The organism is Nocardioides pelophilus (genome assembly GCF_014180685.1).
GTDB classification, from domain to species: Bacteria; Actinomycetota; Actinomycetes; order Propionibacteriales; family Nocardioidaceae; genus Nocardioides; species Nocardioides pelophilus.
The window spans coordinates 32,394-43,466 of sequence record NZ_JACEHF010000017.1; the positions used below are offsets into that span (position 1 = coordinate 32,394).

At 71.8% G+C, this 11,073-nt stretch carries 12 protein-coding genes; 10 read left to right on the top strand and 2 right to left on the bottom strand.

What is annotated here, in order from left to right; all coding sequences use genetic code 11:
• Nucleotides 1–2: 2 nt before the first annotated feature.
• The 3 genes from H0488_RS05720 to H0488_RS05730 are packed head-to-tail and all read left to right on the top strand — an operon-like array spanning nucleotide 3 to nucleotide 3,057.
• A complete protein-coding gene (locus H0488_RS05720; RefSeq protein WP_183098324.1) occupies nucleotides 3–788 on the top strand; it encodes a L,D-transpeptidase in 786 nt (261 codons plus the stop codon).
• A gap of 53 nt (nucleotides 789–841) precedes the next feature.
• Complete coding sequence (locus tag H0488_RS05725) at nucleotides 842–2,131, top strand: MFS transporter (RefSeq protein WP_183098325.1); 1,290 nt, start codon at nucleotides 842–844, stop codon at nucleotides 2,129–2,131.
• A gap of 2 nt (nucleotides 2,132–2,133) precedes the next feature.
• The gene (locus H0488_RS05730) at nucleotides 2,134–3,057 is read left to right on the top strand and encodes a phosphotransferase family protein (RefSeq protein WP_183098326.1); all 924 of its coding nucleotides are present in this window, start codon (nucleotides 2,134–2,136) and stop codon (nucleotides 3,055–3,057) included.
• Nucleotides 3,058–3,238: 181 nt separating this feature from the next.
• On the opposite strand, the gene H0488_RS05735 is transcribed toward H0488_RS05730, so the two are convergent.
• Nucleotides 3,239–4,834 (bottom strand): DEAD/DEAH box helicase, encoded by a 1,596-nt coding sequence (locus H0488_RS05735; protein WP_183098327.1) that lies wholly within the window; start codon nucleotides 4,832–4,834, stop codon nucleotides 3,239–3,241.
• Between the two features lie 110 nt (nucleotides 4,835–4,944).
• Here H0488_RS05735 and H0488_RS05740 point away from each other — a divergent pair, with 110 nt between their 5' ends.
• Both H0488_RS05740 and H0488_RS05745 read left to right on the top strand, forming a co-directional pair.
• On the top strand, nucleotides 4,945–5,667 hold the full coding sequence (locus tag H0488_RS05740) for a ferritin-like fold-containing protein (RefSeq protein WP_183098328.1): 723 nt from the start codon (nucleotides 4,945–4,947) through the stop codon (nucleotides 5,665–5,667).
• An 18-nt stretch (nucleotides 5,668–5,685) separates the two neighbouring features.
• Nucleotides 5,686–6,129 (top strand): nuclear transport factor 2 family protein, encoded by a 444-nt coding sequence (locus H0488_RS05745; protein WP_183098329.1) that lies wholly within the window; start codon nucleotides 5,686–5,688, stop codon nucleotides 6,127–6,129.
• Between the two features lies 1 nt (nucleotide 6,130).
• Here the strand turns inward: H0488_RS05745 and H0488_RS05750 are convergent, their stop codons facing one another.
• Nucleotides 6,131–7,036 carry a sterol desaturase family protein gene (locus H0488_RS05750; protein WP_183098330.1) on the bottom strand — a complete coding sequence of 302 codons (906 nt, stop codon included), beginning with the start codon at nucleotides 7,034–7,036 and terminating at the stop codon, nucleotides 6,131–6,133.
• Nucleotides 7,037–7,155: 119 nt separating this feature from the next.
• On the opposite strand from H0488_RS05750, the gene eno reads away from it, so the two are divergent.
• From eno to H0488_RS05775, 5 genes are all read left to right on the top strand, one after another.
• The gene (eno, locus tag H0488_RS05755; protein ID WP_183098331.1) at nucleotides 7,156–8,433 is read left to right on the top strand and encodes a phosphopyruvate hydratase; all 1,278 of its coding nucleotides are present in this window, start codon (nucleotides 7,156–7,158) and stop codon (nucleotides 8,431–8,433) included.
• 38 nt (nucleotides 8,434–8,471) lie between these two features.
• Nucleotides 8,472–9,059 carry an FtsB family cell division protein gene (locus tag H0488_RS23945; protein ID WP_183098332.1) on the top strand — a complete coding sequence of 196 codons (588 nt, stop codon included), beginning with the start codon at nucleotides 8,472–8,474 and terminating at the stop codon, nucleotides 9,057–9,059.
• A complete protein-coding gene (locus tag H0488_RS05765) occupies nucleotides 9,056–9,571 on the top strand; it encodes a DUF501 domain-containing protein (protein WP_183098333.1) in 516 nt (171 codons plus the stop codon). Before H0488_RS23945 ends, H0488_RS05765 begins: the two co-directional genes overlap by 4 nt.
• Nucleotide 9,572: 1 nt before the next feature.
• Nucleotides 9,573–10,514, top strand: coding sequence for a Ppx/GppA phosphatase family protein (locus H0488_RS05770; protein ID WP_312856227.1), 942 nt, complete (start codon nucleotides 9,573–9,575; stop codon nucleotides 10,512–10,514).
• 57 nt (nucleotides 10,515–10,571) lie between these two features.
• On the top strand, nucleotides 10,572–11,073 hold a 502-nt coding region (locus H0488_RS05775; protein ID WP_512698535.1), incomplete at its 3' end, for a protein kinase family protein.

The window sequence follows — 11,073 nt, forward strand, 5'->3', positions numbered from 1 at the left end:
CGGTGCCACCGACCCGGCAACCAGGACTGCACCGGGCCCCGTCCGGGCGGCGTCGCAGTGCGCCCAAGGGGAAGCGGCGGGCCGACGTCCGGCCCCGCTACGGACGGATCGCCGTCCTCACCGCTGCGGCGACGGTCAGCGGGATCGCCGTCCTCGGCGGCTTCGGACTGATCCCGTCCGGCCCGGAGAACGCCAGCGCATCCTCGAGCGGGCTCGTCACCGGACTCGCGAAGAACGACGCCGACCGCGACTCCGGAAGTGACGGGAAGGCGGCGACCCGCCAGCGCCGTACGGCCGTGGAGCAGAAGGCACCCCGGACCCGGACCGCCCCGACCGGTGGCAGCACGGCCACCCTGGCGACGACGACCGCGAGTCGCCCCGCGGCGCTGCCGCCCGGGTCAGGCGCCGGCCGCCGCATCGTGTTCAGCGAGAGCCAGCAGCGGGTGTGGCTGGTCGGGCTCTCGGGCGAGGTCACCCGCACCTACCTGGTGTCCGGCAGCGCGACCGACAACCTGGATCCCGGCACCTACCAGGTCTTCTCGCGTTCGCGCCACGCCGTCGGCATCGACGACTCCGGGACGATGGAGTACTTCGTCCGCTTCACCCACGGCGACGCGGGGGCCGCGATCGGGTTCCACACCATCCCGGTCGACGAGGGTGAGCGGGTGCAGACCGTCGCCCAGCTCGGCACCCCGCTCTCGCACGGCTGCATCCGCCAGCGCACCCCCGACGCGGTCGCGCTGTGGGAGTTCGCGCCGATCGGGACGACGGTCGTCGTCACCGACTAAATCGGTCGTGAGCGGCGCCGTTCGGTGCCATCCTTCCGGCTTGTGATCAACCGATGAGCTGGGCGGACCGGCTGCGCGCGCTGCGGATGGACCTCACCCCGTGGCGAGCCTCCCGCGACTACCGGCTGCTGCTGGTCGCCGGCACCGTCTTCTACTTCGGGTCGATGGTCAGCTACGTCGCGATCCCGTACCAGGTCTACACGCTGACCGGCTCCAACTTCGCCGTCGGCGCGATCGGTCTGGTCGAGCTCGTCCCCCTCGTCGTCTTCGGCCTGTACGGCGGCGCGCTCGCCGACCACGTCGACCGGCGCAAGCTCCTGGTGTCGCTGGGAGTGGCGCAGGCGGTGCTCACCGCCGTACTCGCGGCCAACGCGTTCCGCGACGAGCCCAGCGTGTGGCTGATCTTCGTGGTGGCCGGGTTCCTGGTCAGCACCGCCGCCATGCAGCGTCCGTCCCGCGAGGCGCTGATGCCGCGGACCGTCGCTCACGACCAGCTGACCGCGGCGAACGCGCTGTTCAGCTTCGGCATCCAGGTGGGGGTGCTGGCCGGCCCCATGCTGGGTGGGTTGCTCGTCGCCTACGTCGGCATCGGCTGGTGCTTCGTCGTCGACGTCGCGGGCCTCCTGGTCGCCACCCTGCTCTACCGGATGATGGGGCACTACCCGCACCGCGCCGAGACCACCCCGCCGAGCCTGGCCGGCATCAGCGAGGGCATGCGCTACGCGTTCAGCCGGCGCGACCTGCTCGGCACCTACCTGGTCGACATCGCGGCGATGCTGCTCGCGCTTCCGGTGGTGCTGTTCCCGGCCCTCGCCGAGGAGGTCTTCGAGCGGCCCGAGCTGATCGGCCTCCTCTACGCGTCCGAGACCGTCGGGGCGGTGGTCGCGACGGCGCTGTCGGGCTGGACCACCCGGGTCCACCACCACGGCCGAGCGATCGTGATCGCCGCGGCGGCGTACGGCGGGTGCGTGGCCGTGGCTGGCGTGATGCCGTCGTTCTGGCTGGTCGTGGTCATGCTCGCCCTGTCCGGCGCGGCCGACATGATCTCCGGGATCTTCCGCAGCACGGTCTGGAGCCAGACCATCCCCGAGGCGATGCGTGGCCGGCTCGCCGGCATCGAGATGCTGTCCTACTCCCTCGGCCCGCTCGGCGGCCAGGTGCGGGCCGGCATCACCGCCGACCTGTGGACGGTGCGCGGAGCGATCTCCAGCGGTGGTGTGGCGTGCGTCGGTGGCGTGGCGATCACCGCGCTGTGGCTGCGCGACTTCTGGTCGTACGACGACCGCACCGACGAGCACGCGATCGCGGAGCGCGAGTCCCGCGCCGCGGCCGGGGAGGCGTGACCATGGATGCCGCACGATGGACCGGTCCGGAGTTCCTGCTCCCGGCGCGCGCCTGGATCGACGAGCAGCTCGCCGGTCTGGGGCGGGCGGTGGCCGGGGAGGTCGAGCAGCCGCACATCACGAAGTGGTCGACGGTGTTGCGGGTCCCGACCGCGGAGGGGCCGGTGTGGTTCAAGGCCAACGACGGCTCGCTCCGGCACGAGGCGGGGGTGACCGCGCTGCTCGCTGCCCGGCATCCCGGCAACGTGCCGCCGCTGCTCGCGGCCGACGTCGACCGCGGCTGGATGCTGATGGCCGACGCCGGCCGTCGCCTGCGCGAGGTGCTGCCCGAGGAGGGGTCGGTCGACCGGTGGCTCGGCGTGCTCGGCACGGTCGCGGAGATCCAGCTCGTCTGCGAGGACGCGGTCGACGAGCTGCTCGCGCTCGGGGTCCCCGACCTGCGGCTCGCCACGCTGCCGGAGGCCTACGACCGGTTGGCGCACGAGCTCGACCTCGAGCCCCGGTTCCGCGCGGCGACGCCGTACGTCCAGGAGCTGTGCGACCGGCTCGCCGGCTTCGGGATCCGCGAGACCCTGCAGCACGACGACCTGCACGACGCGCAGGTCTACGTGAAGGACGGCGCCGACCTGGTCATGGACTGGGGCGACGCCTGCATCTCGCACCCGTTCTTCACGCTGTCGGTGACCCTCGAGGGCGTCATCAGCTGGGGCCTGGACGACGTCGAGGGCTCCGTCGACACAGCCCCGTTCCGCGACGCCTACCTGGCGCCGTACGCCGCCGCCTACCCCCACCTCGCCCGGGCCGATCTGCTGGCCGCGACCGAGGCGGCGCTGCGGCTTGGCTGGGCTTGCCGCTTCGTCAACGGGATGGTGCCCGGCGACGACCCCGGCCCCCGCCTCCGGATGTTCCTGGACGGCCGGGCGTAGGGGGGTTCGGCGACGCAAGCGGTGATGTAACACGTTGTTCGCGGATCTGGCAGGACGTTGACGTTGCTGCGGCCCCGTTGCAGCGGGCTCCCAGCGACGTAAGGGGTCGCCCAGGTCGGCGGACAGCGTGTTACAGCCGTGATTGCCCCGCCGGTACGGCGAACAGCGTGTTACAGCCCGATCAGGCGCCGGTCGGTGCCGGGTTCTGGGGCGCGCTGCCGCCCTGGCCACCGGATCCACCCGAGCGGCTCCGCCGACGGCGGCGGTTGCGGTTGGGGGTGGTGCTGCCCGCTTCGGAGGTGGTGGCCGCCTCGCCCGAGGGGGCGCTGCCGGCCGGCTGGCCGCTCCGGGTGCGGGTGCGGCTGCGGTCGCGGTTGCCGGAGCGCTCGCCCCGGTTGCGGTCGCCGGAGCGCTCGCCCCGGTCCTCGCGCGGCTTCCGCTCCACCGGCGCGGCGGGGACGATCCGACCCTTCGTGCCCGGGGGGATGCCCTGGTCGTGGAAGAGGTGCTCGGAGGTCGAGTAGGTCTCGAGCGGCTCTTCGAAGGGCAGGTCGAGCGCCTTGTTGATCATCTTCCAGCGGTGCACGTCGGTGGCGTCGACGAGCGTGATCGCGATGCCGGAGGCGCCGGCCCGGCCGGTGCGGCCGATCCGGTGGACGTAGGTCTTGTCGTCCTCGGGGCACGTGTAGTTGACCACGTGGCTGACGCCGGACACGTCGATGCCGCGCGCGGCGACGTCGGTGGCGACCAGGACCTTCATCTTGTCCTCGCGGAACCGGGTGAGCGCCTTCTCGCGCGCCACCTGCGCCATGTCGCCGTGCAGCGGGCTGGCCTTGAAGCCGCGCTCGGCGAGGTCCTCGGCGATCCGCTGCGCCTGCCGCTTGGTGCGGGTGAAGACGATCATCTTGTCGGCGTCCTCGGCCTGCAGGATGCGCCCGATGATCTCCGGCTTGTCGAGGTCGTGGGCGAGGTAGATGAACTGCGCCGTCGCCGGCACCGTCGCGTTCTCGTACGACGACTCGGCGCGGATGTTCATCGGGTGCCGCATGTGGGTGCGCGCCAGCGCGACGATCGCCGCCGGCATGGTCGCGGAGAAGAGCATCGTCTGCCGCGTCTCGGGGGTCTGCTTGAGCAGCCGCTCGACGTCCGGGAGGAAACCGAGGTCGAGCATCTCGTCGGCCTCGTCGAGGACGAGCGCGTGCACGTGGGAGAGGTCGAGGGCCTTGCGGTTGGCCAGGTCGAGCAGCCGGCCGGGGGTGCCGACGACGATGTCGACGCCGGACTCGAGCGCCTCGAGCTGCGGCTCGTAGCCGACGCCGCCGTAGATCGTGAGCACCCGCATCCCGCGGCCGCGGGAGGCGAGGTGGAGGTCGTTGGAGACCTGGATCGCGAGCTCACGCGTCGGGGCCACGATCAGCGCCTGCGGCTTGCCCTGCGGGATCTCGATGTAGTCGGGGTCGCCGGGCGCGACGCTGCGCTGGATGACCGGGATGCCGAAGGCCAGCGTCTTGCCGGTGCCCGTGCGGGCCTGGCCGATCAGGTCGGTGCCCATCAGTGCGACGGAGAGGGTCATCTCCTGGATCGCGAACGGGTGGATGATCCCGGCCTCTGCGAGCGAGTCGCAGATCTGGGGCAGCACGCCGAGGTCGCGGAACGTCGGCTTGGGCGCCTCCGTCTCGGTGGCGGTCGCGTCGGTGTCGGTGGTGCTTTCGGGGGTGGTGTCGCTAGTCAGCGTCTTGTCGCTTTCGTGAGTGAGATCAGCCGGGGCCGAGTTCATTTCGGATGCGGCTGATTCACACTCAGCCGCGCACATACGTGGCGCCACCGCGAGGTTGGGGCGCTCGGAGCATTGGCTCGCTCGCTCCATGGTATCGGTACCCTGCCCGCATGGCTGAATCCGACGCTGGGTCCAACGCGGTCGCGTCCAACGAGCTCCCGGTCGCCCTCGCCGACCCGGACTACCGCGAGGCCGTCGTCGACCTGCTCGCCGTCATCGCGTACGGCGAGCTGTCCGCCTTCGAGCGGCTCGTCGAGGACGCCAAGCTGGCGCCGGCGCTGGAGGACAAGCTCGCCCTGGCGCAGATGGCCGGCGCCGAGCTGGCGAAGGTGCAGCCGCTGATCGACCGGATCACGAAGCTGGGCGGAGACCCGTTCGCCGCGATGGCTCCGTTCCACGCGGCGCTGGACGAGTTCCACGCCCACACGGCTCCCTCCGACTGGTACGAAGGCCTGGTCAAGGCCTTCGTCGGCGACAGCCTGGCCCGCGACTTCTACCGCGAGATCGCGGCCTACCTCGACCCCGACACCCGCGACCTGGTCGTCTCCTCGGTGGTCGAGGGCAACCACGCTGCCTTCGCGGTCGACCACCTCCGCCAGGCGATCGCCGACAACCCGCCGCTCGGCGGCCGGCTCGCGCTCTGGGGCCGCCGGATCATGGGCGAGGCGCTGACCCAGGCCCAGCGGGTCGCGGCCGACCGCGACGCCCTCACCGCGCTGCTGGTCGGCGGCGTCGACCGGCCGGGGCTCGACCTGGCCGCCCTGGGCCGGATGCTCACCCGGCTGACCGAGCGCCACTCGGAGCGGATGGCCGAGCTCGGCCTGGACGCCTGACCGGCCCGTGACCGACGCATGACCGATCCCGCGCGGGAGATCGAGCACCTGCTCTACCGCTACGCCGAGGCCATCGACGCCGGGGACTTCGCCGCTGTCGGCGAGCTGTTCCGCCACGGGGGCATCGCCGGGATCGGCGGCAACGGACCGATGACGCTCGCGGAGGGCGCCGACGCGGTCGCCGCGTTCTACCGCTCGCTGGTCCGCCTGTACGACGACGGCACGCCCCGCACCCGCCACGTCACCACGAACCCGATCATCGAGGTCGACGCCGAGGCCGGCGTCGCGACCAGCCGGTCGTCGTACACGGTGTTCCAGGCGACGGACGCGCTGCCGCTGCAGGCGATCATCAGCGGCCGCTACCGCGACACGTTCCACCGGATCGACGGGACCTGGTGGTTCGCGTCACGCACGATGCTCGCCGACCTGACCGGCGACCTCAGTCAGCACCTGCTGGGATGACCTAGGGTCTCGTGACGGTCGCTTCGCGACCTGCTGGACCTCCGGCGGGCTCCCAGCCGGGCGGACCGAACAGGTAGCCCAGCCGCTCCCGCCAGCTCCGGGCGGTGCGCACGTTGCGCCCGATCTTCGCGTAGTCGCCGTACTGCAGCTTGATCATGTTGTAGGTGCCGACCGGCTTGGTGAGCCCGTACGTCGGGCGCTGCTTCTCCTCCACGAAGGTGCCGAACATCCGGTCCCAGATGATGAAGATCCCGGCGTAGTTCTTGTCGAGGTACTCCGGGTCGGAGCCGTGGTGCACCCGATGGTGCGACGGCGTGTTCATCACCAGCTCGATGGGCCGGGGAAGCTTGCCGATCATCTCGGTGTGGGTGAAGAACTGGTAGATCAGGTTGAAGCCGAAGGCGACGTAGATCGTCCACGGGGAGAAGCCGAGGAACGGCAGCGGCAGCCAGAAGACGAACTCGAACCAGGGGTTCCACTTCTGCCGCAGCGCGGTCGCGAAGTTCATGTACTCGCTGGAGTGGTGCGCCTGGTGGGCGGCCCAGCCGATGTTGACCCGGTGCACGAACCGGTGCGAGAGGTAGAAGGACAGGTCGACCGCGGCGATCAGCAACACCCAGTACCACCAGGTGTCGGTCGGCATCTTGAGCGCCTCGGGTGTGACGAGCTCGAACACGACGATGTAGACGAGGAACGACCCGACCTTCAGCGCCAGGCTGAAGACCAAGGAGATCGCACCCATGCCGATGCTCGTCCGCGCGTCCCTTCCGAGGTAGCCGGTCGGCGGCTTCACGTCGTCGTCGTGGTCGAGCCACTTCAACGCGGCCAGCTCGATGGCGATGGTCAGCAGGAAGAACGGGATCGCATAGGTCACCGGGTTCTTCCACGGGTCGAGCAGGTCTTGCACGCCCACGATGGTAAGCGGCTCGCCCGGTGGGTGGTGCCCGAACCAAGGGTTGGGCGGGACTAGGCTCAGTCGACGTAAGTACGACGTACGGACCCGGACTACCCAGGAGCAGCACAGACGTGGCAGCGATCGAAGCCGTCGGCGCCCGCGAGATCCTCGACTCGCGCGGCAACCCCACCGTCGAGGTCGAGGTTCTCCTCGATGACGGGTCCTTCGCCCGGGCGGCGGTGCCCAGCGGCGCGTCGACGGGCGCCTTCGAGGCGGTCGAGCTCCGCGACGGCGGTGACCGCTACCTCGGCAAGGGCGTGCAGAACGCCGTCAGCGCGGTGATCAACACCCTGGGCCCGGCGATCGAGGGCCTCGACGCCGCCGACCAGCGGCTGATCGACCAGACGATGATCGACGCCGACGCCACCCCCAACAAGGCCAAGGTCGGCGCCAACGCGATCCTCGGCGTCTCGCTCGCGGTCGCGCGCGCGGCCGCCGACTCGGCCGACCTCCCGCTCTACCGGTACGTCGGCGGTCCCAACGCCCACCTGCTGCCGGTGCCGATGATGGACATCCTCAACGGCGGTGCCCACGCGGACACCAACGTCGACATCCAGGAGTTCATGATCGCGCCGATCGGCGCCCCGACCTTCCGCGACGCCCTCCGGGTCGGCGCCGAGGTCTACCACCAGCTGAAGTCGGTCCTGAAGAGCCGCGGCCTCGCCACCGGCGTCGGCGACGAGGGCGGCTTCGCGCCCGACCTCGAGTCCAACCGCGCGGCCCTCGACCTGATCGCCGAGGCTGTCGACAAGGCCGGCTACGAGCTCGGCAAGGACGTCGTGCTCGCGCTGGACGTCGCCGCGAGCGAGTTCTGCGAGGACGGCGCCTACACCTTCGAGGGCGCCAAGAAGTCGGCCGACGAGATGATCGCCTACTACAGCGAGCTGGTCGCGGCCTACCCGATCGTCAGCATCGAGGACCCGCTCGACGAGGACGACTGGGAGGGCTGGAAGGCCATCACCGACGCCCTCGGCGCCAAGACCCAGCTGGTCGGCGACGACCTCTTCGTCACCAACGTGGAGCGCCTGCAGCGCGGCATCACCGGCGGCCAGGCCAACGCGCTGCTGGTGAAGGTCAACCAGATCGGCTCGCTGACCGAGACCCTCGACTCCGTCGACCTGGCGCACCGCAGCGGCTTCCGCTGCATGATGAGCCACCGGTCGGGAGAGACCGAGGACACCACCATCGCCGACCTCGCCGTGGCGACCAACTGCGGCCAGATCAAGACCGGCGCCCCGGCGCGGTCCGAGCGGGTCGCGAAGTACAACCAGCTGCTCCGGATCGAGGACGAGCTCGGCGACGCGGCGCGCTACGCCGGCGCCGCCGCCTTCCCGCGCTACCAGGGCTGACCCAGCACCACCGACGACCGGACCGAAGGGGGAAGCGAGTGGCTGCCACACCCGGCGACCGTCGTACCCCTGGCCGACGGCCGCGCAGCCCCGGTCGTTCCGGTCCGACCGCTGCCGGTCGTCCGGAGCGCAAGCGTGCGGAGCGCGACCGGGTCGCCACCGTCGCCCGCGCCCGCGCCGAGGAGCGGCAGCGGTCCCGGCTGACCGGCCGGGCGGCGATCCTCGTGCTGGTGCTCGCGGTGCTGGCCGTGTCCTACGCGTCGTCGCTGCGGGCCTACCTGCAGCAGCGCGACCAGATCGACTCGCTGGAGGCCCAGATCGCGGAGCGGGAGTCGTCGATCGGCGAGCTGGAGCGCGAGAAGGAGCGGTGGGACGACCCCGCCTTCGTCATGCAGGAGGCGCGCAAGCGTGGCTTCGTCGTGCCGGGGGAGACCCCGTACGTCGTCGTCGACGCCGACGGCAACCCGCTGACCGAGTCCGAGCTGGACGACCCCTCGTCGGCCGGGGAGGGCGAGTCCCCGACCTGGTACTCCGGCGTCTGGTCCTCGGTCAAGGTCGCCGGCGACCCGCCGACGAAGATCCCGCCCCAGCCCAAGAAGCGGATCGTGGGGTCGGAGGACGAGTGAGCGACCAGAGCGACGAGGCGGTGATCGCCGCACAGCTCGGTCGGCCGCCGCGCGGCATCCACGCGATCGGGCACCGGTGCGCGTGCGGCAACCCGGACGTGGTGACGACGGAGCCGCGGCTGCCGAACGGCACGCCGTTCCCGACGACGTACTACCTGACCTGCCCGCGGGTGAACTCCCGGATCGGGACGCTCGAGGCGTCGGGACTGATGCGCACGATGGAGGACCGGCTCGCGACGGATCCCGACCTCGCGGCGGCCTACCAGCGCGCGCACGAGGCCTACCTCGCCGACCGGGCCGCGGTGGGTGAGGCCGCAGGGCTCGACGTGCCCGAGATCGAAGGGATCTCGGCGGGCGGGATGCCCGTGCGGGTGAAGTGCCTGCACGTCCTGGCCGCGCACGCGCTCGCGGCCGGCCCCGGGGTCAACCCGTTCGGCGACGAGGTGCTCGAGCTGCTGGGCGAGTGGTGGGCGTCCGGTCCGTGCGTCGAGGCGGCCGCCGACGGTGGTTGAGGTGCGAGCGGAGCGAGCCTCGAAACCGGTCGCGGCCATCGACTGCGGCACCAACACCATCAAGCTGCTCATCGGCAAGCTTCCCGACGTGGCGCTGCGGGAGAGCCGGATGGTGCGGCTGGGGCAGGGCGTCGACCGGACGGGACGGCTCGCCCCCGACGCGCTGGAGCGGGCGTTCGCCGCGATCGACGAGTACGCCGAGCTCATCGCCGACCACGGTGTCGAGCGGGTCCGGTTCTGCGCGACGTCGGCCACCCGCGACTCCGAGAACGCCGCCGAGTTCACCGCTGGCGTGCGGGCCCGGCTGGGGATCGACCCGGAGGTGCTCTCGGGCGACGAGGAGGCGCGGCTCGCCTTCGCCGGCGCGGTGCGCGGGCTCACCCTGAGCGGCGGGCACGAGGAGCCGCTACCGGAGCCGGTGCTGGTGATCGACATCGGCGGCGGTTCCACCGAGCTGATCCTCGGCGAGCACGCGACCGGCCCGCCGGCGGCGTACTCGATGGACATCGGGTCGGTCCGGCTGCACGAGCGCCTGCTGGGCGGCGACCCGGCAACACCCGAGCAGCTCTCGGCGTGCGTGGCCGCGATCGACGCGGCCCTCGACGACTGCCCGGTCGATCCCGCTGCCGCCGCGGCGGTCATCGGCGTGGCGGGGACGATCACCACCGTCGCGGCAGGGGTGCTCGGGCTGCCGGCCTACGACCGCGACCTGATCCACGGCCGGGTGCTCGACGTCGACGCGGTCCAGCGCACCGTCGACGACCTGGTGGCGGCGACCCGCGCCGAGCGGCTGGCGCTCGGCTACGTGCACCCGGGGCGGGTCGACGTGATCGATGCGGGTGCGCTGATCCTGTCGAGGGTGCTGCGCCGCACGACGGTCGCGTCGATCACGGTGGCCGAGACCGACATCCTCGACGGGATCGCCTGGTCCCTGGTGACCTGAGCCACCAGTCCGCCGAATCCTCTGCGCGGCGGTCCGGGCGCGCGTAGGTTCCCGATCATGAGTGCCCCGGGAGGCCTGTCGGAGCCCCAGAAGCTCGCCGTGGGCCGCGCCCTCCTGACCGAGCTCGCGCGACTGCACGACGCCGGTCAGGTGAGTGGCGCGATCGGCCCGGCCACCGTGCTCGTGGACGACCAGGGTGCGGTCCGTCTGGTCGAAGGGCCGGTGGACCAGGCCTACGCCAGCCCCGAGGTGCTGAGCGGACAGGCTCCCACCGCGGCCAGCGACCTGTACTCCGCGGCGGCGCTGCTGGCCCACCTCTTCCGCGGCCGGCCCACGCTGCCGCCGACCGTGGCCGACCTCGATCCGGGTGTCGCCTGGCTGCTCGGGCCCGTGTTGACCCCCGATCCCACGACGCGCCCCTCGTCGGCGGCCGGCATGGTGACCGCGCTCGACCAGCTGGCCGAGCAACGGCACGGTCCCGACTGGCGACACGCTGCCGGACTGGTCGGCACCGTCGGCGCGGTCGGTGCTGTCCCGGTGATCGTGCTGGCGACCGGAG